Source organism: uncultured Brevundimonas sp., from assembly GCF_963977465.1.
GTDB lineage: Bacteria > Pseudomonadota > Alphaproteobacteria > Caulobacterales > Caulobacteraceae > Brevundimonas.
In genome coordinates this window covers 1-20790 of record NZ_CAXBOQ010000001.1, presented here as the reverse complement: position 1 = coordinate 20790, position 20790 = coordinate 1, and the positions used below count along the sequence as shown (strand labels likewise).

Annotated in this window: 18 protein-coding genes and 2 pseudogenes; 7 read left to right on the top strand and 13 right to left on the bottom strand. The window is 65.3% G+C overall.

All coding sequences use genetic code 11. The features are described 5' to 3' along the window. Positions 1-144 precede the first annotated feature (144 nt). Positions 145-594: a hypothetical protein gene (locus AAC067_RS00100; RefSeq protein WP_134581299.1), complete on the bottom strand. Its 450-nt coding sequence runs from the start codon at positions 592-594 to the stop codon at positions 145-147. A gap of 149 nt (positions 595-743) precedes the next feature. Here AAC067_RS00100 and AAC067_RS00095 point away from each other — a divergent pair, with 149 nt between their 5' ends. Beyond that, positions 744-1904, top strand: coding sequence for a DUF3800 domain-containing protein (locus AAC067_RS00095; protein WP_134581300.1), 1161 nt, complete (start codon positions 744-746; stop codon positions 1902-1904). An 85-nt stretch (positions 1905-1989) separates the two neighbouring features. Further along, a complete protein-coding gene (locus AAC067_RS00090) occupies positions 1990-2274 on the top strand; it encodes an AlpA family phage regulatory protein (RefSeq protein ID WP_134581301.1) in 285 nt (94 codons plus the stop codon). 258 nt (positions 2275-2532) lie between these two features. On the opposite strand, the gene AAC067_RS00085 is transcribed toward AAC067_RS00090, so the two are convergent. The 7 genes from AAC067_RS00085 to guaB form a co-directional block, all read right to left on the bottom strand. Further along, positions 2533-3072: a hypothetical protein gene (locus AAC067_RS00085; RefSeq protein ID WP_287011597.1), complete on the bottom strand. Its 540-nt coding sequence runs from the start codon at positions 3070-3072 to the stop codon at positions 2533-2535. A 3-nt stretch (positions 3073-3075) separates the two neighbouring features. After that, a complete protein-coding gene (locus AAC067_RS00080; protein WP_134581303.1) occupies positions 3076-3582 on the bottom strand; it encodes a helix-turn-helix domain-containing protein in 507 nt (168 codons plus the stop codon). A gap of 260 nt (positions 3583-3842) precedes the next feature. Continuing rightward, a complete protein-coding gene (locus AAC067_RS00075) occupies positions 3843-5096 on the bottom strand; it encodes a tyrosine-type recombinase/integrase (protein WP_134582490.1) in 1254 nt (417 codons plus the stop codon). A gap of 290 nt (positions 5097-5386) precedes the next feature. Beyond that, complete coding sequence (guaA, locus tag AAC067_RS00070; RefSeq protein WP_339928296.1) at positions 5387-6946, bottom strand: glutamine-hydrolyzing GMP synthase; 1560 nt, start codon at positions 6944-6946, stop codon at positions 5387-5389. A gap of 43 nt (positions 6947-6989) precedes the next feature. Beyond that, positions 6990-8291, bottom strand: coding sequence for an RsmB/NOP family class I SAM-dependent RNA methyltransferase (locus tag AAC067_RS00065; protein ID WP_339928294.1), 1302 nt, complete (start codon positions 8289-8291; stop codon positions 6990-6992). 9 nt (positions 8292-8300) lie between these two features. Then, a complete protein-coding gene (locus AAC067_RS00060) occupies positions 8301-8702 on the bottom strand; it encodes an MAPEG family protein (RefSeq protein WP_339928292.1) in 402 nt (133 codons plus the stop codon). 10 nt (positions 8703-8712) lie between these two features. Next, positions 8713-10173 carry an IMP dehydrogenase gene (guaB, locus tag AAC067_RS00055; protein WP_339928290.1) on the bottom strand — a complete coding sequence of 487 codons (1461 nt, stop codon included), beginning with the start codon at positions 10171-10173 and terminating at the stop codon, positions 8713-8715. Positions 10174-10303: 130 nt separating this feature from the next. Between guaB and AAC067_RS00050 the strand changes: the two genes are divergently transcribed. Then, positions 10304-10876, top strand: coding sequence for a DUF2061 domain-containing protein (locus tag AAC067_RS00050; RefSeq protein ID WP_339928288.1), 573 nt, complete (start codon positions 10304-10306; stop codon positions 10874-10876). A gap of 26 nt (positions 10877-10902) precedes the next feature. Here AAC067_RS00050 and AAC067_RS00045 read toward each other — a convergent pair whose 3' ends face one another. Together AAC067_RS00045 and AAC067_RS00040 are read right to left on the bottom strand one after the other, a co-directional pair. Beyond that, positions 10903-13734, bottom strand: a complete 2832-nt coding sequence (locus AAC067_RS00045; protein WP_339928286.1) for a pitrilysin family protein — start codon at positions 13732-13734, stop codon at positions 10903-10905. A gap of 82 nt (positions 13735-13816) precedes the next feature. Further along, a complete protein-coding gene (locus AAC067_RS00040; RefSeq protein ID WP_339928285.1) occupies positions 13817-14539 on the bottom strand; it encodes an RlmE family RNA methyltransferase in 723 nt (240 codons plus the stop codon). Positions 14540-14605: 66 nt separating this feature from the next. On the opposite strand from AAC067_RS00040, the gene AAC067_RS00035 reads away from it, so the two are divergent. After that, the gene (locus tag AAC067_RS00035) at positions 14606-15055 is read left to right on the top strand and encodes a peptidylprolyl isomerase (RefSeq protein WP_339928283.1); all 450 of its coding nucleotides are present in this window, start codon (positions 14606-14608) and stop codon (positions 15053-15055) included. A gap of 18 nt (positions 15056-15073) precedes the next feature. Here the strand turns inward: AAC067_RS00035 and AAC067_RS00030 are convergent, their stop codons facing one another. The 3 genes from AAC067_RS00030 to AAC067_RS00020 form a co-directional block, all read right to left on the bottom strand. Then, positions 15074-15595 (bottom strand): hypothetical protein, encoded by a 522-nt coding sequence (locus tag AAC067_RS00030; RefSeq protein WP_339928281.1) that lies wholly within the window; start codon positions 15593-15595, stop codon positions 15074-15076. Positions 15596-15603: 8 nt separating this feature from the next. Then, complete coding sequence (locus tag AAC067_RS00025; protein ID WP_339928279.1) at positions 15604-16224, bottom strand: isoprenylcysteine carboxylmethyltransferase family protein; 621 nt, start codon at positions 16222-16224, stop codon at positions 15604-15606. A 65-nt stretch (positions 16225-16289) separates the two neighbouring features. Then, positions 16290-17261 (bottom strand): M28 family peptidase, encoded by a 972-nt coding sequence (locus AAC067_RS00020; protein WP_339928277.1) that lies wholly within the window; start codon positions 17259-17261, stop codon positions 16290-16292. A 161-nt stretch (positions 17262-17422) separates the two neighbouring features. Between AAC067_RS00020 and ligA the strand changes: the two genes are divergently transcribed. The 3 genes and pseudogenes from ligA to AAC067_RS00005 all read left to right on the top strand — a co-directional run. Then, a complete protein-coding gene (gene ligA, locus AAC067_RS00015) occupies positions 17423-19819 on the top strand; it encodes an NAD-dependent DNA ligase LigA (protein ID WP_339928275.1) in 2397 nt (798 codons plus the stop codon). An 11-nt stretch (positions 19820-19830) separates the two neighbouring features. Further along, positions 19831-20286, top strand: a pseudogene (locus tag AAC067_RS00010) (3'-5' exonuclease); the annotation flags it as partial. Positions 20287-20460: 174 nt separating this feature from the next. After that, positions 20461-20718 (top strand): annotated as a pseudogene (locus AAC067_RS00005) (BRCT domain-containing protein); the annotation flags it as partial. Positions 20719-20790 lie beyond the last annotated feature (72 nt).

The following is a 20790-nucleotide window of genomic DNA, read 5'->3' as shown; positions in this document are numbered from 1 at the left end:
GACCGGCCGGAGGGGGATCGCCCGACCTGCACAAGCCTGACCCTGATGATCATCATGCCGCCTGTCGCCGGCGCGGAAGGTGGGGGAGACCGGGCGGTCCGGCGGCGGAGCCGCTTCACCCTGGCCCGCGCGAGGGCGGAGCCCTTAGCTCTGGACGCCCGCGGGACCGTGCGTTCCGTCGTCAAGGTCGATCGTCATGAACGTGAGCGTGTCGATCACTGGCCACGACACCCTGTTGCAGCGAGGAAGGAGCCTGAAGAAGGCGTCACCTGTCCCGCGGTGAGGAATGAACCGCGGCGAAGCGATCGGCATCGGCGTCACGTCGATCAGTCGTCCATGCTCGTCTGCAACGACGGAATGGGCGACGATGTGGAGCTGGAACGCATCCTGCGCCTCGATCAACCAGCCGTGGACCGGGATCGCGTCCGGCGTCTGCGCCGCCCAGCGCACAGCGTTGGCATGACAGTCGTTGGGGCGCGCCGCATCATCATCGCGAAACACGACCTGAAGTGGTTTCGGGCAAAGCGCTTCGGAGCGGCGCCCGTGGACCTCATCGAAATAGGCGACATCATCGGCGTCGAAGGTGATCGTCATGTCTCGTCCTCTCGCCATCGACGGCCCGATGGCTCCGAAGGCATGACACGCTCTCGACTTCCGACCAAAGCAGAGCTTCACTCCGATATTGAGGCTCTCGCCTCCGCCCGAGGGCGGAAAGCGGCGGCGCGAACTTCGAGGACCACACCCTGTCATCCCCCACCCTGATATCCTTCGATGAGTCCGGCTTCACCGGCCCCAATCTGCTCCGGGACGACCAGCCGGTCTTCGCCTATGCGGCGGTCGAACTGTCCATCGAGGACGCCAATCAGCTGATCGCGGAGATCCGCGGCGGTCGCAAGCCGGTCATCCAGGCGGCCGAACTGAAGGCGTCCGGACTCAAGAAGCGGGGGGACTGGCCCGAGATCGCGGGCCTTGTGCTTTCCCGGATGGAGGGCCGTTACAGCTTTCTCGTCGCGGACAAGCGGCTGGCGTTCGCGGGCAAGGTCTTCGAGTACCTCATGGAGCCTGTGCTCGAGGACAACAGCCTCCTCTTTTACCGTCACGGGCTTCATCGGCTGGTCGCGGGAGCCGTCTATCGAAGCATCGCGACCGCCGGTGGACCGGCCGAGGACCTCGCCCTGCAGCTCGAGACGTTCATGCGGAGTTTCGATCCCGCAGACGCCCCCGTGGTCTTTGCCGCGACCGGAGAGGCGCCGGCGGATGCGCGGGTCCTGGGCGAGGTGTTGCGGTTCGCCCGGGGCTATTCCGAGCGGATCAAGGCGCGGACCGAGCACCTGAAGGACGACGCCGAGTACGCCAAATGGGTGCTGGACCTGACTTCGACCGCGCTGATGTCGCTCCTTGTCAACGGTTTCGGCCCCAAGCATCAGCAGCTCGAGGTGCTTTGCGACGACTCCAAGCCGCTGCAGGGCATCGCCTCGACCTTCGACGGCTTCATCGGTCGCGATGAGGAATTCCCTCTGCATGGCGGCAACCGCGTGGTCAGCGCCAGGCTAAATCTCGCGGGGCCGATCCGGTTCGGCCAGTCGGATGACAATCCGACGCTTCAAATCGCCGACCTGATCGCCGGCCTCGCCGCGCAGCTCTATGGCCGCAACCCGCCTGCCGAACTTCAGCCTCTCAAAGCCGACCTGGACCGTCATCTGCATGAGGATCACATCCTGCCGGAGACCGCGGGGGACTCGCAGATGACCGCGGTCGAGAAGCAAGCCAATATGTTCGTCCTGCGTCACCTCGCGGGCCGCGCGGCGCTGGGAGCCGACCCTCTCAAGGGCATGGCCAAGGTCTACGTCCAGGCCTTCAAGCGAGCGAGCTCCGTCGGGCAACGTCTGCGAAACCGGCGCTGAGGACACGTAAGCCTGCCACCGCAGGCCTGCGTGTTCACCCTCCAGCATCTTTCGGTTCGAATCGACCGGAACAAGGAGATCCTCCATGGGACAGACCCATTCGCCCCTGCCGCGAACGATCAAGAAGCCGGAACTGCGCCAGATGGTGCCGCTCGCAGACAGCACGATCTGGGAGATGGAGCAGCGCGGGGAATTTCCCAAACGCTTCCGACTGACTCCGCGATGCGTGGTCTGGGATCTGTCGGAGGTGCAGGCCTGGCTGGATAAACGTCGCCGCACGCCCGTAACGCCAGCCAAGGCCCCGGATGTGCGCCTACGCCGATCACGCCCCGTCCACGACGCGCCGGGCGCCTGCCGGCCGCACCTCTGAGCGCTTCCAGCTTCAGAAATCAGCGAGCTGGTCATAGAATGCTTCATCAGGGGACGGCAGTGACCCGGAGACCGGGACAGGGGCGTCCAGGGGCGATGATTGATTTCTTCACCCCCAGGACTTATATGTCCTCCCGAGGCCAGATCGGTTGAAACAGCCTCACCCGCCTCTTCGGAGGTCCACGCGTGAGCGAGATAGGGATTTCGGTCCCGGAAGCGGCTACCGAGTGACTTCTGATAAGGGCGCCTCCGGGCGCCCTTATCTTTTCCGGTGAAACTTCAGCTTCTCGCCCTTCAGCGTCTTGTCGATCAGCACGGCGAAGCGAACCTTGCTCATGTGGGCGATGGCGAGCGCCTGCGCCGGTTCAGGGCTGTAGGCGCTTTCCACGAAGAGCTTGAGATCGACGCCGGCGCCGGTGCCCCGCTTGACCCTGAAGAAGACCCTGTAGTCCCCTGCTCCGCCGTCGTTGCGCACACCGATCCGCAGGAAGTTCGCCTCCGGGGTCTGATAGACATGCGCGGTCGGCAGACCTTTCAGGATATGCGGCAGCGCTTGCGACAGCCCATAGCGGATCGGACAGAAGACGCGCCGCCTCGGGCCGTCCCAGACCGCCACCGCGTTGTCGTCGTGCCGGGCGGCGTCGAAGGTTTCGCTGAAGCAGTGGTTGCTGAACCGGACATCGATCTTTACGCCGTTCGGACGCGACTGGGTCGCCATCTCGAGCACGAAGGGCTCGAGATGATCGAACGCGAGCGTCTGCCCCGCGACCTCCAGCGGCGGAAAGTACGGCCCGGCCATGATCTATAGTCCGGACAGGTCCGGCGACCGCTTGCGCAGTCCCGGCCGAACGGCCGCGCGCTTGGTGGCCGCGGCCTTGTCGCGCGCGTCGATCATGTCCTTGGCGATCGGCTTAAGCTTCTCGACCAGGGGCTTGAGGTCATAGATGTTGCTGGCCTGCCCTCCGCTGGAATGGCGACGCACGATCCGACGGACAAGACCTTCGTCTTCGAGGCGTTTGATGGCGCGCTGGACGGTCTTGTCCGACACGCTGAGGCGTTCAGCCAGCCTGCGCTTCGAGGGGAACGGCATCTCCTCGTCCTCCCACCAGTGGTCGATCAGGTGCATCAGCACCGCGAGTTCGGTGGCGTTGATGTGCAGGCGAGCCTGGGCTCGGAGCAGGACCGAAGGGACGAAGGTGAAGCCTGGGTCGATTACGCCCTTGGTCCACCGCTTCTCCAGAACCTTGCGCGAGGTCTCAGGCGTGGCGGGGGGACGGAGGGGGACGACCTTGTTGGTGGTTTCGCTCATGGTTGATCTCATCGATTGAGCCGATACAATGGACCTTCAAACCGTTGAACGGAATGGTTTGGGCCCGCCTCTCCCCTGGACATAGGCGCCCATACCCCCGGACGCCATCGTCCCTCCGCCCCGGTCGCCACTGTCCCCCGAATAAGCACGCCGCGCGTTTCAGGACGCCGTGTCGCATGACGCTATTGGAGTACAACCACCCCCTGGTCTTCTTTGTCCACGGGGGTCAGATTTTGTGTGCGGGTCTGTGAGGTGGCCGTTCAGAACTTCGGATCGAAACGCGGTGCGCTGACCTCTGACACGGCCAGAACCGGCGTGTAGGCGCGGCCCGCTTCCCAGGCGTCCACGGCGTTCGACCATTCCTGCGCCATGTGGCGGCGCTGGGCCTCGAACTCCGCCTTGTTGTAGACGCCTCGCGAAGATCGTTCTTCGTGAGCCAGTCCTTTCTCGATCCAGTCCGAGTTGAAGCCCATCTCGTGTAGCAGGGTCGAGGCCGTCCGGCGCAAGTCGTGGACGGTGAAGGGCTCGAGCGGAAGGTCACCCTTTCCGGCCCTTTCAGCGATCGCACTGGTGACGCGATTGAAGGTCGCCCGCGACATCGGCGCATCGGCGTCGTAGCGCGACGGCAGGATATATTTCGAGTTGCCGGCGCAGGTCTTCAGGGCGACTAGAATGTCGAGCATCTGGGTGGAGAGGTAGACGTTGTGAGGGCGTGAGCGCTTCATGCGCGCCGCCGGGATCGACCAGACCGCATTGTCGAAATCCACCTCGGTCCATACCCCGTCCTGAAGTTCGCTCTTCCGAACCATGCTGAGCAGGATGAACTTCAGGCCGAGCCTGATAGTCGGCAGAGTCGCCACCTCGCCGAGGAGCATCAGCATGATGCGGATTTCGGCTGGGGTGAGTGACCGATCGCGCGGTCGGAACGTGGCGATCGAAGCCGGACCCACGTCATCCGCAGGGTTGTCGATCTTCTCGCCGTGGAGGATGGCCCAGCCGTAGATCTGTTTGACGATATCCCGGACATGGATCGCCGTGGCGGGCGCGCCGCGATCTACAATCGCCTTGCAGTGGGCCCGCAGGTCGTCAGGTGTAATCTCGCTTAGCAGACGGTTCTTCCACTTCGGCAGGATGTCCCGATTGAAGATCGCCCGGCGCATGTCGCGGGTGCTGTCCGCCATCGGCGCGCGGTCCATCCAGCCCTGGGCGACCTGTGCGAAATCGTGAGCTTCCTTCAAGCGACGTTTGGCGCGCTGCTTTTCAACGGCGGGCGATACCCCGTCTGCGATCGCCTTCTTCACCTCGATCAGCCGCTCGCGGGCTTGGGCCAGCGTCAGCCCGGCCCGACCGTAACGCCCGAGCGTCATGGTCTCTCGACGGCCGTTGAACCGATAGTCGTAGCGGAATGAGATCGCGCCGCCCGTCGAGACATAGACGTACATACCGTCCCTGTCGGTACTCTTGTAAGCCCTTGCTTTCGGACGCAAATTCTTCAGTGCGGTGTCGGTTAGCACGGTATAATCGCCTCTGGCTGTCGGTCCTCGAATTCGGGCGCGCCAAGACAGCTTTTTCTCATCCATTTCAGAGACTTGCTGGAAATGAATACCGTCAGGGCTTGGCCCGATGTCAGGACGGTATGAGCCCGAGTCCGCCAGATCAATGCAGCGGCGTACCGTCGGGCAGTCCGACAAAACGAAAAAAGACCCTCCGAATGGCTCCGAAGGGTCTCGACAGAATTCACAATGTTGTCAGCCCTTTAGAGGCGGCTTCGGAAGCGATACCGAATGCTACCGAAGGGTCGGGACTATTCCCACTCGATGGTGCCGGGCGGCTTGCTGGTCACGTCATAGACGACGCGGTTGACGCCCCTCACCTCATTGACGATCCGCGTCGCGCATTTGCCCAGCACAGCCCAGGGAAATTCGTAAAAGTCGGCGGTCATGCCGTCGGTCGAACTGACGGCGCGCAGGGCCAGCACCTTTTCATAGGTGCGGGCGTCGCCCATCACCCCGACGGTCTTGACCGGCAGCAGCACGGCGAAGGCCTGCCAGATGCTGTCGTACAGGCCGGCCTTGCGGATTTCGTCCAGATAGATGGCGTCGGCCTGCTGCAGGGTGGCCACGGCCTCGGGCGTGATCTCGCCGGGGATGCGGATGGCCAGACCCGGTCCCGGGAAGGGGTGGCGGCCCACGAACGCATCCGTCAGGCCCAGTTCGCGGCCCAGGGCCCGGACCTCGTCCTTGAACAGTTCGCGCAGCGGCTCGACCAGCTTCAGCTTCATGAAGTCCGGCAGGCCGCCGACATTGTGGTGGCTCTTGATGACATGGGCCTTACCGCTGGACGACGACACGCTCTCGATCACATCCGGATACAGGGTGCCCTGGGCGAGGAATTCGGCTCCATCGATCTTGCCCGCCTCGCGGTCAAAAATCTCGATGAAGACCCGACCGATGATCTTGCGCTTGGTCTCGGGATCCGAAACCCCGGCCAGTTCGCCGAGGAATTCCTTCGACGCATCAACGTGGACCAGCGGGATGTTGTAGTGTTCGCGGAACAGGGTGGTGACCTGGGTCGCCTCGTCCTTCCGCAGGAGCCCGGTGTCGACGAAGACGCAGGTCAGCTGATCGCCGATGGCCTCATGGATCAGCACCGCGGCCACGGAGGAGTCGACGCCGCCCGACAGGCCGCAGACGACCCTGGCCGATCCGACCTGTTCGCGGATCTGGGCGATCTTCTCGTCGCGATAGGCGGCCATGGTCCAGTCGCCGGTCAGGCCGGCGATGCCATGGGTGAAATTCTTCAGCATCGTCGCGCCGCGCGGGGTGTGCATCACCTCGGGGTGGAACTGAACGCCGTAGAAGCGGCGGGCCTCGTCGGCGATCACCGCATAGGGCGAGCCGGCCGAGGTGGCGACGGCATGGAAGCCCTCGGGGATGGCGACGATCTTGTCGCCGTGGCTCATCCAGACGGTCTCATCCTCGCCGACGGCGGCGAGGCCGGCCAGCAGAGGGGATTCGGTCTGCACCGTGATCTCGGCCCGACCGAATTCACGATGATGGCCGCCCTCGACCTTGCCACCCAGCTGCTCGCACATCGTCATCTCGCCGTAGCAGATGCCCAGCACCGGGACCCCGGCCTCAAACACCCCCTGTGGCGCGCGCGGGCTGCCCGCCTCGTGCACGCTCTCGGGACCGCCGGACAGGATGATCGCCGCCGGATTCATGGCCGCCAGCGCCGCTTCCGCCTTGGCGTAGGGATGGATCTCGCAATAGACGTTGGCCTCGCGCAGACGGCGGGCGATCAGCTGGGTCACCTGGCTGCCGAAGTCGACGATCAGGACCTTCTGGTGGTTTTGCGGGGTCATGCGGGCTCCGTCCGGAAAGGCGCGTGGGTCTGGATCGATCGGCTCACCGCTGCCGCTCGAACAGGGCGAAGAAGAAGCCGTCGGTCCCGGTCGAGGCCGGCGACATGCGCAGGCGGTTGCCGCCGTCGGCCAGCTCGGCCAGACGGGTGCGGGCCGCCGGGGTCAGGCCCGGGCCATCCAGCAGACGGGCGATCGGCACCGGACGGAATCCGGGGTGGTCCTCCTCGAAGCCGTCCATTGTGGCTTCGTTCTCGCCACGCAGCATCGAACAGGTGACATAGGCCAGACGACCGCCGGGCCGCACCAGCCGCACGGCCTGGGCCAGGATACGGGTCTGCAGGGCATTCATGCGCTCGACCTCCTCGACCTTCATCCGCCAGGCGTCCTCGGGGCGGCGACGCCAGGTCCCGGTCCCGCTGCAGGGCGCGTCGACGAAGACCAGATTGGCCTTGCCGTTCAGGTCCTCGACCCCGCCGCCGTTCTGGCCCAGCAGGCGCAGGTCAGCCTCGACCCCGGCGCGGGCCAGACGCGGGCGGATATTGTCCAGCCGCTTCTGCACCACGTCACAGCCGATCAGATTGCCCTGCCCGCCCATGGTCTGGGCCAGACCCACGGTCTTGCCACCACCACCGGCGCAATAGTCGACCACCGTCAGGCCCGGCGCGGCCCCGGCCAGCCAGCAGACCAGCTGGCTGCCCTCATCCTGAATCTCGACCCGCCCCGACTGAAAGGCATCCAGCGCCAGAACATTGGGAGCCGGGTCCGACGACAGACGCAGGCCCCAGGTCGACCACGGCGTGCGGGTCGGCTGCAGACCGGCTTCGCGCAACTCGGTCATCACCGCCTCGACCGTGGTCCTGGTCCCGTTGACCCGCAGATCGACGGGGGCCCGGTCCATCAGGGCGTGGGCCTCCTCGAACCAGCGGTCGCCATAAGTGGTCTTGAAATCCTCGACCACGAACTCCGGCACACCGGCGGCGACGCCCTCAGGCATGTCGCCGGGCACGGCCGCCAGACGGGCACGTTCCTGTTTCGACAGCGGACGCGGGCCGTAGCCGTCGCCGCTGTGCAGGGCCTCGATCTCCTCGAGCGTCAGGCCGTCCAGCACCGACAGGGAGCCGATCACCAGCGCCCGCCCGTCCTCGCGCCCACCCATGGTCCAGACCATCCGCGCGCGGCTGCGCAGCACGTCATAGACCCGCTCGGCCACGGCCCGGCGGTCACCCGACCCGGCATAGCGATTAGCCTGTCCCCAGGCCTTGAGCACGACCTCGGCCGGAGACCGGCCCTGGGCGATGCTGTCGAGAACGGAGGCGGCGGCGGTGAGGCGTGCGGCGGGGGTCAAATCAGGCTTTCAAACAAAAAGGGCGGCGATGAGCATCACCAGACCGACCAGGGAAACGAACCAGGCCAGGCTGCGGATGTAGGCGACGCCGAAGGCATAGAGCGGCAGATAGAGCAGACGGCCGAACAGATAGAGGAGGCTGCCGATCAGGGTCAGGCTGGTTCCATCCCTGGCCGTCATCTGCGCCATAAGGATGGCGGCGATGAAGATCGGCAGGGTTTCGAACAGATTGGCCTGGGCCCGCAGCAGGCGCCCGGCCAGCTTGCCGGGAGGGGCGCAATCGCCGTCGCGGGCTCCGGCGTTCCATTTCAGCCCCAGCTCGGCCGTGCGGGCCGTGGCGGCTAGCAGAATCTGCACCAGCGTCAGGATCAACACCCCGGCCAGGGTCATGAATTCGGGCGTCAGCTGCATGGTCGTGCTCCTAGCCCTGCCGGTAGTTCGGCGCTTCGCGGGTGATCATCACGTCGTGGACATGGCTCTCGCGCAGGCCGGCTCCGGTGATGCGGATGAATTTCGCCCGCGCCTGGAAGTCGGCGATGGTGGCCGCCCCGACATAGCCCATGGCGGCACGCAGCCCCCCGACCATCTGGTGCAGCACCGGACCGATCGGCCCCTTGTAGGGGGTCTGGCCCTCGATGCCCTCGGGCACCAGCTTCTGGCTGTCCTCGACTTCCTTCTGGAAATAGCGGTCCGCCGAACCCGCGCCCATGGCCCCGACCGAGCCCATGCCGCGGTACGATTTGTACGACCGGCCCTGGTACAGGAAGGTCTCGCCCGGGCTCTCGTCCGTGCCCGCGAACATCGAACCCATCATGGCGCACGAGGCCCCCGCCGCGATGGCCTTGGCCAGGTCGCCGGAATATTTGATGCCACCATCGGCAATGACCGGCGCGCCCGAGTCCCGGGCCGCGCGGGCCGCCTCCATGATCGCGGTCAGCTGCGGCACGCCGACACCGGCGACGATGCGGGTGGTGCAGATACTGCCCGGACCGATGCCGACCTTCACCGCGTCGGCCCCGGCGTCGATCAGGGCGCGGGCGGCGTCATAGGTGGCGACATTGCCGGCGATGATCTGGATGCGGTTGGATTCGCGCTTGATACGCTCGACCACGCGCGAGACCTGGATCGAATGGCCGTGGGCGGTATCGATGACGACCACGTCGACCCCGGCCTCGGCCAGGGCCATGGCCCGCTCGTAACCGGCGTCACCGACGGTCGAGGCGGCCCCGACCAGCAGCCGCCCCTGATCGTCCTTGGCCGCGTGGGGGAAGGCCTGCGACTTCTCGATATCCTTCATCGTGATCAGGCCGGTGGCGCGATAGTCCTCGTCGACGACGATGACCCGCTCGATCTTGCGATCGCGCAGCAGGGCCAGGGCCTCTTCACGGCCTGCGCCTTCACGCACGGTGATCAAATCGCCGGTGGTCATCATCTCGATGGCCTTGCGGTTCGGATCGGTGTCGAAGCGCGTGTCGCGATTGGTCAGGATGCCGACCAGCCGGCCCGTCTTGGGGTCGACCACCGGGAAACCCGAGATTTTTTTGCGGGCCACGATCTCGCGGACCTCGCCCAACGTCGTCTGCGGCGTGATGGTCACCGGGTTGATGACCATGCCGCTTTCGTAGCGTTTGACCACGCGAACCTGCTCGGCCTGTTCGTCGACCGTCATGTTCCGGTGCAGCACGCCCAGACCTCCGGCCTGGGCCATGGCAATGGCCAGCCGGCTCTCGGTCACCGTATCCATCGCCGACGAGGTCAGCGGGATGTTCAGACTGATGTTGCGAGTCAGGCGGGTGGAGACATCTGCCTCTGCAGGCATGACCTCCGACGGGCCGGGTTCAAGCAAAACATCGTCGAAGGTAAGCCCTTCGCGTATCTCCATGAGGAGTCTCCGTTTTGCGGGCCGCGTATAGCGGTCATGCCCCCGGAACCGCAAGGGCTCACGCGATCTATCCTTACGATAGGGTCAAAAGGCTTGCGCTGTGCGGCCGCGACCCCACATCCAGTTAAGAATGGTTCGCATAATTATCACCACGGCCCGTCGCCTCGCGCTCAAGATCGCGAGCTATGGCCTGATGCACCTGGTGGTCGCCGTGCTGGTGTCCCTGGCCATCACCCGCGACTGGCGACTGGCGCTGGCGGTCGGGGTGGTCGAGCCGGTCTTCCAGACCCTCGCCTATTCGATCCACGACCGGATCTGGCACCGGATCGAGCGGCGTCGGATGCTGTCACGACTGGAAGAGGCATCCGAGGCCTTCACTGCCCGGCTGCAGATCATGGCCCCCGGGGAACAGAGCCGATCGCACGGCCAGTGCGGCCACAGCCACACCCTGCCCCGCTCGTTCCGGCAGATCGCGGTCAAGTCCGTCACCTACGGCCTGATGCATTTCGTCGTCGCCGTCAGCGTGGCCTTCGCCCTGACCCGCGACTGGCGCATTGCCCTGGCCATCGGCACGATCGAGCCGCTGGTGCAGACGGTGTTCTTCACCGCCCACGACCGGATCTGGTCGCGGATCGAGGCGAGGAAGGCCTGGCAGGGGGACACCACGCCGGCCTCCGCCCCGGCCGGCCATGGCGGGGGCTGAACAGACCCCCCTTCACCGATCGCCCGCTACTGCGCCGGACGCACCTCCAGCGGCAGACCCAGGGCCTCCAGCTGCGGCCGAACGACCGCGGCATCGCCGACCACGATCCAGACGAACTGGTCCGGATGGATGACCTGTCGGGCCGCTTCGTCCATCTGGGCCGCCGTCAGTGCGCGGGTGCGGCTTGCGATGGTCGTCTGATAGTCGTCCGGACGACCGTAAAGGGCGTTGGACCGCAGCGCCCCCAGGATCTGCGCCGAGGTTTCATAACCACCGGCCAGCTGGCGGGTGTTGCCGTTGATGGTCCGCTCCAGCTCCTGCGGCGTGACGCCGTCGACGTCGAGGAACCGGTCGTACTGGGCGATCAGGGCCGCCACCGATTCGCCCGTACGATCGGCCTGCACCGGGGCGTTGACGATATAGGGGACGCGGTGCTCCAGCGCGGTGACATTGCCCCGCACGCCGTAGGACCAGCCCTTGGTTTCGCGAAGATCGGCGTTGATTCGCGACAGGAAGTCCGAGCCGAGGATCGAATTGGCCGAGTTCAGGGTCAGCAGGTCGTCGGTGCCCGACACCGGCAGCACCGCCCCGCCATAGATCAGCGATTGCGGTGACTGCGGACGATCGATCAGGACGATCCGGTTCGCGGGCGCCGGCACGGCGTCGCTGAACGCTTTTGTCCCCTTCGGCGCGGCGGGCGTGCGCCAGTCACCGAAGGCGGCCTCCAGCTCAGCCTTAACCTGTGACAGGGGCAGGTTGGACACGACGAAGATCGTCGCATTGTCCGGACGCACCCAGGTGTCATGCTCCTGAACCAGATCAGCCCGGGTCAGGGCGTTGACCGTGGCCGCGTCGCCCGTACCCGTGAAGGACCGGCCATAGGGGCTGTCGGCACCGTACAGAAGCGGCGGCAAGGCGCGGGCAGCCATGGCCCCCGGCTGGGTCGCTTCGCTGGCCAGGGCGGCCAGCCGCTGGGCCCGCAGACGCTCGACCTCCGACGGCGCGAAGGCCGGGTGACGCAGCACGTCCGCCATCAAGGTCAGAGACGGGGCCAGGTTGGCGGTCACGACCGACAGATTGGCCGCGCTCCGGTCCATCGAGGCCCCGACGTTGAGCGAGGCACCGAGGCGTTCCTGCTCCTCAGCCAGCTGGTTGGCATCGCGGGTAGTGGTCCCCTCGTCCAGCAGATCCAGCATCAGGCTGTGCGCGCCAATGCGGTCAACCCGGTCGGCCGCATAGCCGGCGTTGAACTCAACCGCCACGCGGGTCACCGGCACAGTGTCGACATGGGCGTAGACGATCTGCATGCCGTTCGACAGGCTCGCGCGTTCGACGGCGGGGAACTGCAAATCCTGAACATCGCCGATCGGCGGCATGGGATCACGGGCGACACGCTGGATTTCCGCGGCCGGCACCGGCTCGGCACCCGAAGGGGCGGCCTCTTCGTAGGCTTCCCGGTCGCCGGGGGCGATGGTCAGGTTGAACACCGGACGGGTAAGCCAGCGCTGCATGGCCGCGGTGACCTGGGCCGGGGTGACCGAAGCGTATTGAGCCAGCTCCGTCTTGTAGTGGTCCGGATCGCCGGCATACAGCTGGCCTTCGGCCAGGACATTGGCCTTGCCGTTGACCTGTTCCAGGCTCTGAATGCGGCGCGAAACATACTGGGTGGCGACGCGGGCGACCTCTTCCTCGGTCGGCCCTTGGGCGATGAAGTCGGCGACGATGGCGTCCAGACGAGCGCCCACCTCGGCGGCATCCTGGCCGGGCTTCACATTGACCGAGATGTCGAAGATGCCGACGCGATGGAAGTCCGACACGTACGACGACACCTGAACGGCCGTCTGTTCACCGCGCACCAGCTGGTTGTCGAGGCGTGACGAGGCAAGACCGCCCAGCACGGAGGCAGCGACCGACAGCGGCACGGCGTCGTCGCTCAAAAGGCCGGGCACGGCCCAGCTGCGGGTCAGGCGGGTGGTGGCGACACGGTCGTGCATGACCTCAACGACCGGCGCGGCCAGGGTCGGGACATCGGCCTCGGCGGGGGTGTTGACCGGCCCACGCGCGATGGCCCCGAAATAGCGCTCCATCAGCGGACGGGCGGTGGCCTCGTCGATGTCGCCCGAGAGCACGACGATGGCGTTGTTCGGGCCATAGTTGTCGCGGAACCAGTTGCGCACCGTCTCCAGACTGGCGGCATCCAGATCGGCCATCGAGCCGATGGTCGAGTGGCGATAGGGATGACCTTCAGGAAACAGGGCTTCCAGCTGGGCGTATTCGAACAGACCGTACGGCTGGTTGTCGCCCTGGCGCTTCTCGTTCTGGACCACGCCGCGCTGCAGATCGAGCACGTCCTGACCAACCTCGCCGAGCAGATAGCCCATCCGATCGCTTTCCAGGAACAACGCCTGCTCCAGCGCCGGCGTCGGGACGGTCTCGAAATAGTTGGTGCGGTCGAACCAGGTCGTACCGTTCAGGTTGCTCGGCCCCAGATTCCGCATCCGGCCCAGATAGCTGCCCGTTGCGTTCTCGGATCCGCCGAACATCAGGTGCTCGAAGAGGTGGGCGAAGCCGGTCGACCCGGCCGGCTCGTCCTTGGAGCCGACGTTGTACCAGACCGAAACCGCCACCACCGGGGCCTTGCGGTCTTCGTGCACGATCACCGTCAGGCCGTTGTCCAGCGTGAACCGCTTCCAGGGAATGTCGACTTCCGACACCAGCTCGGCGACCGGCGCGGCTTGCAGTTCAGGGGCCTGGGCCGACGTCGCGGCCCCGGGCGAGGCGGCGGTCTGCGCCAGTGCGGGCGCGGCGGGAGCGATCGCGGCCAGAAGGGCGGCGAGCGAGATGGAACGAAGGCGCATTGGGGAACGGTCCTTATCCTGAGGCGAACGGACATTACCCGAGACGGTCCGTCGCGCAATCGGCACGGTGCCGGGACGGACCCTAGCGTTTGTTCATCGCCACCAGGAAGACCTCGGCGCTGTCCTTGCGGCTGGCTTCGGGCTTGACGTACTTGACCGTCTCGAACTCCTCGCGCAGCCGGGCCAGAACCCCGCCGCCGTCGCCGCCCTGGAAATTCTTGGTCACGAAATGACCGCCGGGCTTCAGGGTGCGGATGGCGAAATCGGCGGCGATTTCGATCAGGGCGATGATCTTCAGGTGATCGGTCTGGCGGTGGCCGACGGTGTTGTGGGCCATGTCGGACAACACCAGGTCCGGTGCCCCGCCCAGCAGCTCCAGCATCTCCTCATCGACGCCCGGATGGGTAAAATCGGCCTGTAGCAGGATCGCACCGGCGATCGGCTCGATCATCAGCAGGTCGACGCCGACCACACTGGCCGCGCCGCGCGCAAGGGCCACCTGGACCCAGCCGCCGGGGGCCGCGCCCAGGTCGATGACCCGGCTGCCCTTGCGGATCAGGCGGAAGCGATCGTCGATCCCGATCAGCTTGAAGGCCGCTCGACTGCGATAGCCCTCAGCCCGGGCCCGAACCGACCATTTGTCCGACAGCTGACGCTTGATCCATTGCTGGCTCGACATCGATTTGTCGTCGGCCGTCTTCATTTTTGCGCCCATGCTGCGACCGGCAGCGGTCCCGCCCGTGGGCAATTTCACCATACGGCGGCGTTCGGGCGGCTTGTCAGCGGGCTTTTCGTCTTCACTCATCGTTCCCACATAGCCCCCACGACCTTTGCGGGCTATGTCCCGCGCATAATCAAATGGAGCGTGCCGATGGCCGATCAAACCCTGACCTTAACTCTCGACACCGGCGACGTGGTCATCAAGCTGCGCCCTGACCTGGCCCCGGGCCATGTCGCGCGCATTTCCGAGCTGGCCTCGGACGGCTTTTACGACGGCGTCGTCTTTCACCGCGTGATCCCCGGCTTCATGGCGCAGGGCGGCGATCCGACCGGCACGGGGACCTCGGGTTCGACCAAGCCGAACCTGAAGGCCGAGTTCTCGAAAGAGAAGCATGCCCGCGGCGTCTGTTCGATGGCCCGGACCTCGGATCCCAACAGCGCCAACAGCCAGTTCTTCATCTGCCTGGACGACGCTTCCTTCCTCGACGGTCAGTACACCGTCTGGGGTGAAGTCACCGAAGGCATGGATCACGTCGATGCCCTGCCCAAGGGCGAGCCGCCCCGCGCGCCGGGCAAGATCGTCAAGGCGACGGTCAGCTGATCTGAAGACGGCGGGGGCTCAGTCCCCCGCCCACCAGCGGAGCTGAACCCCGCTGATCGTCCGGCCACCGACCTTCAGGGTGCCGGTCACGACCGCCCCCTCATCGCCCAGATTGCGCCGGGCCGTGGCCAGGGCATCGGGGTCAAGCCGTCCGTCGAACGTGACCTCGCCCAGATCCGCCGACCGGCCCGTGAAGCGGATCGTGGTGTCGGTGACCGTATAGCGCGACGGGACAACCCGGGTCCGAACTCTGGCCGCATCCTCGAATTCCAGCATGGCCGGTGCCAGGCCCGCGATCCGTTCACCCGCCTCCCACGCCGAGAACTCGGCCGCCTGTCCGATGAACAGATGGCTCAGGGTCCAGTCGCCGCTGCGGACCGGCGTCAGGGGCCGGTAGTAGCCCGATTGGTCAGCGCTGATGTCGTGGGTGAAGGCAGAGCGGGCCGCCGGCTCGCCTGACCGCTCGACCGGTTGATCGCAACCGGCCACGGTCATCAGCAGCAGAACCCCGACGACTGTGAAGGACCGGACCAGACGCATATCGGTCCTCAGGGTAGGTGGATCAGGGTCGCCAGCCAGCCGGCGTGCTGACTGGTCTCGATCCATTCAAACAGCGGCACGGCCAGCAGCATGACCATGCCGTCGCGCAGGGTGGTCAGGAAAAAGGTCGGTCGAACCTCCAGCGTGTCCTGGTCCTTCCAGCGCGAGAAATTAGGCCAAAAGCGTGGGGTCCGCTGCCTGTAGGCCTCGTAAACCTCACCAAATTCGCCCGCCAGCCAGGTCTCTTCCCGCTTCACCGTCAGATAGAAGACCCCGACGGTGACCAGCAGGAACAGCATGGCGATGGTGACGCTGCCGGACTGGGCCCCCATGCCGAAGGCTCCCATGAAGCTGAACACATAGAGGGGATTGCGGCTGATCGAATAGGGACCACGGTCGACGATCTCGGCCTTCTTGCGCCCGCCGATATAGAGAGAGCACCAGGCCCGGCCGACGATGCAGATGGCGATCAGCAGCAGGCCGAAGGACTCCAGCCACTCATGCAGCAGGGTTTCCCCGCCGATTGTGCCGGTCACGGCCGCCAGGGCCAGCAGGCCAATAATTCCGACCAGAAGTACGGCCTTGCGGATCAACTGGACCTTGCGCAGGTCCAGACTCTTCGTCGCCATCGTCAAATCACCCCGCAACACAGTTCCCGGGATGAACCGGAACAGCCGCGGGCGCAACCAGCCAGTTACCGATCCAGGGCGCGGTCCAGGGCGTGGAAGGCGGCGATCGACACGGCTGTCGCACTGATGAAGACCGAGGGTGTGATGCGCTCAAAGTCGTCGCTGGGGCGGTGATAGTCGGCGTGATAGTTGACCCCCAGATACAGGAACGGGACCCCGGCGCGGTAAAATGCCGCATGGTCCGAGGCCTCGACCCAGTTGTCCTCGCCGGTGTCCTGCGGCGTGTCCTTGCCGAAGGCTAGGGCCACAGCGCCGTCGGCCGGTATGGGCTCCAGTATCGGTCGCAGGTTCGGGTTCTGCCAGGTGCCGGTAACCCACAGCTTGCCGTCGGTCTCGGCGCGAGCGGTCATGTCGAAATTCAGGTTCAGACTGATCGACTCCAGCGGCACCGGTGGGGCCTCAACGAAATGGGTCGCCCCCAGCAGGCCGCGTTCCTCGCCGTCGAGGGCCACGAACAGAACGCTGTGCTCCGGGGGGGTGCGCTTCAACTCGGCCGCCAGGGCCAGCATGGTGGCGACGCCCGAGGCATTGTCGTCGGCCCCGTTGAAGACCTGACCGTCATTGACCCCGACGTGGTCGTAGTGGGCGGTGACCACGATATAGCGGCCGCCGACCCGCGTACCGGGGATCACGCCGATGATATTGGTGCCGTTGAAGGTCTTGACCCCCTCGCGGGTGCGGCCGCGGGCCTCGAACGTCTGCAGCCGCCCCATGCCCGGCGCGGCCACGCCCAGGGCTTCAAGACGGGCGACGATATAGCTGCGGGCCCGTTCGCCGCCCGGTGCGCCGGTGTCGCGTCCCTCCATGTCATCGGCTGAAAGAATCCGGACATCTGCCAGCAACTGCGCATTGGTAACCTCCGGTGCGGCAGCCGGGGGCCCCGCCACTTCCCCGGTCCCGCCCAACAACGAACAGCCCGACAGCATCAGAGCCGCAGCGAGCGGCAGCAGGGGGCGGGAAAGACGGGACAGACGCATGATGGCTCCTGAAGATCGGCCGGCACGCTAGCGAGCCCGGGGCTCCGCGTCAGATTAACTTCCTGTCATGACGACAATCGCCGCCAATACGCTATCCGCGGCCTCGCACCACAGCCTCAGGGTGCTAGAAAGAACACCCTTCCGGACCCTGCGCGATTCCCATGGCCCTGCCCACCGTCGACCAGTTGAGCGAAGACCAGGCCCGCACCGAGCTGAATCGGCTGGCGAGCGAAATCGCCGGCCACAACGCTCTGTATTTCACCGAGGATGCGCCGCAAATCAGCGACGCCGACTATGACGCGCTGAAGCGCCGGGCTCTGGCAATCGAGACCCGGTTCCCGGGCCTGAGTGGTGCCGACACGCCGTCACAGACCGTCGGAGCCCCGGTTTCGACCCAGTTCGCCGAGGTGCGCCATGGCGTGCCCATGCTTTCGCTGGACAATGCCTTCGACGCAGGCGAGGTCGCCGACTTCGTGGCCCGGGTCCGGCGCTTCCTGAAACTGCCGGCCGAAGAGCCCGTCGCCTTCGTGGCCGAGCCCAAGATCGACGGCCTGTCCGCCAGCCTGCGCTATGAAAAGGGCGTTCTGATCCGCGGCGCGACCCGCGGCGACGGCCGTACCGGCGAGGACGTCACCGCCAACCTGCGCACACTCGCCGACATCCCCGAACGCCTGTCCGGCTCCGGCTGGCCCGACGTCATCGAGGTGCGGGGCGAAGTCTATGCCCCCAATGCCGCCTTCGACGCCTTCAACGCCGCCGCCGAGGCCGAGGGTCGGCGCACCTATGCCAATCCGCGCAATTTCTCCGCCGGCTCGCTGCGCCAGAAGGACCCGACGGTCACGGCGCGGCGTCCGCTGCAGTTTTTCGCCTACGCCTGGGGTGAGGTCTCCGCCCCGTTCGCCGAAACCCAGGCCGAGGCGCTGAAGGCACTGGAAGGCTGGGGTTTCCGGGTCAACGACCGCTCCCGACGGGTCGAGGAGGCCGAGGGCCTGATCACCCTCTATGACGCCCTTCAGACCGACCGCGCCGCGCTGGGCTATGATATCGACGGCGTCGTCTACAAGGTCGACCGGCTGGACTGGCAAGATCGCCTCGGCTTCGTCGCCCGCAGCCCGCGCTGGGCCATCGCCCACAAGTTTCCGGCCGAACAGGCGAACACCGTGCTGGAAGACATCGACATCCAGGTCGGCCGCACCGGCTCGCTGACACCGGTCGCGCGATTACATCGGGTCACCGTCGGCGGCGTAGTGGTGCGCAACGCCACCCTGCATAACGAGGATGAGATCGCCCGAAAGGACGTGCGCATCGGCGACACCGTGATCGTTCAGCGTGCCGGGGATGTGATCCCCCAGATCGTCGGCGTGGTTACCGAGGAGCGCCCGGCGGACGCAGCCCCTTACGTCTTTCCCACTCATTGCCCCGTCTGTGGATCCGAAGCTGTACGCGAGGGCGATGAGGTACGTCGCCGCTGCACCGGCGGCCTAATCTGCGGGGCACAGCGACTCGAACGGCTCAAACATTTCGTATCCCGTCGCGCGTTTGATATCGAAGGATTGGGGGAGCGCCTGCTCGAAATGTTGATCGACAGTGGGTTGGTGGTCCGACCGGGCGACATCTTCCGCTTGCGTGATCATGACCAAAGACTGCGCGAGGTCTTCCTGGAACAGCGGAAGGAACTGGCACGACAGCGAGAAATTCAGACCGGCAAGAAGGTCTTGAAGTCGATTGCTGACGACAAGCGCACATTCAAGGAGGTCGATGGCCTCCTCGAGAGCATAGAGGCTCGGCGCGAAATCGCGCTTGATCGGTTCTTGTTTGGTTTGGGTATCCGCGACATCGGCGAGCAGACGTCTATCGCTCTCACGCGCGCCTATAGATCATGGCCCGCCTTGGAAGCGGCCGTCGACGCAGCAGCCAAAGGACTGCCAGGATCAAGTTGGAGCGCATTGGCGAAGTTGGACGGCGTTGGACCGGTCAATCAGTCCCTAATCGTAGAGTTTGGTGGACTCGACCAACAAAAAGACCCTTGGCTCGAGGCTCGGCTCTCAGAGAAAATTGGACATGCAATCCCCAAGCTTCCGAACAAGGTGAGGACGGCTCTTTCCGACCACTACGGCTCTTGGCAGGCTTTCGTAGGGACGGCCAAGGAAGCAGCTAGTAGCGCCCCGAGCGAGAAATTCTTGGAACTCGCAGCGATCACTGGTGTGGGCGAAGTCGCGGCCGAAGCCTTGGCGCACTTCTTCCACGAGCCCCAAAATCGCGCGACCGTGAAGGATCTAGCCTCCGAACTAAAGATACTCGAAGTCGAACGTCCACCAACCGACACTGCGGTCGCGGGAAAGACCGTCGTCTTTACGGGCTCCCTTGAACGATTTACCCGCGACGAGGCCAAGGCTCGCGCAGAAAGTTTGGGAGCAAAGGTGTCTGGGTCCGTGTCCAAAAAGACGGATTATCTCGTCGCAGGTCCCGGAGCGGGGTCGAAGCTCGCGGACGCGCACAAGAATGGCGTTGAAGTCTTGACGGAAGACGAGTGGTTAATCCTGATAGCGCAGCCATAGAGAGTTAAGCGATGCAGGCGGTGGCGATCGACTTCGAAACGGCGAACGAAAAGCGAGCCAGCCCCTGTTCGATCGGCCTCGCTTGGATCAACAACGGGATCATCGAGGCGGTCGAGCACCACTATATTCGGCCACCTGGTATGAGGTTCTCCAGCTTCAACGTAGCCTTTCACGGCATTGGGCCGGATCAAGTGCGAAACGCTGACGAGTTCCCCGACGTTCTGGCCCTGCTAGCACCTCGACTAGCAGGGCGAGTGGTGCTTGCTCACAACGCATCGTTCGACGTGAGCGTCGTTCGCAACACCTGCGACCACTATGGTCTCTCGTATCCGGCGTTCGATTATCTCTGCACCGTGAATGTTGCTCGTGCCGTATGGCCGGATCTTCCTACCGCCAAGCTCAACGACGTTTGTCACCACCTTGGTATCGAGTTCCGCCACCATGATGCCGCCGAAGATGCGCGCGCCTGCGCATCCGTCGCGATTTCCGCAGCTCAGATCGTCAATGCCACCTGTTTTCCAAGCATGGCGGCCGCGACCGGCATTTCAATGGGACAACTGCGGCATGGAGATTACAGTCCGTGCTCGAGTGCCGCCCCTTATCGTAGGAAGATGACGCGTCCTCAATCGGGAGCCGTCGCTAGACCCATCGCGACGCCGTTCCGTAGCTGCTCCCTCACCGGGAAGAATATCGTCTTCACGGGCCAGCTTGAGCAGTTCACCCGAACGGAAGCGAAAGACTGCGCCGAATCCCTCGGTGCCAAGGTCTCGGGCTCGGTGTCGAAGAAGACCGACTATCTGGTCGCCGGTCCGGGCGCAGGGTCAAAGATGGCCGACGCCGTGAAGCACGGCGTGACGGTCCTGACCGAGGACGAGTGGCTGGCCCTGATCGGAACCTGACGTCTCCTCCCTGTTCGCGACGCGAATGGGGAGGTGGCGCGGCGCGGCTTCGCGCCGTGACGGAGGGGCGGG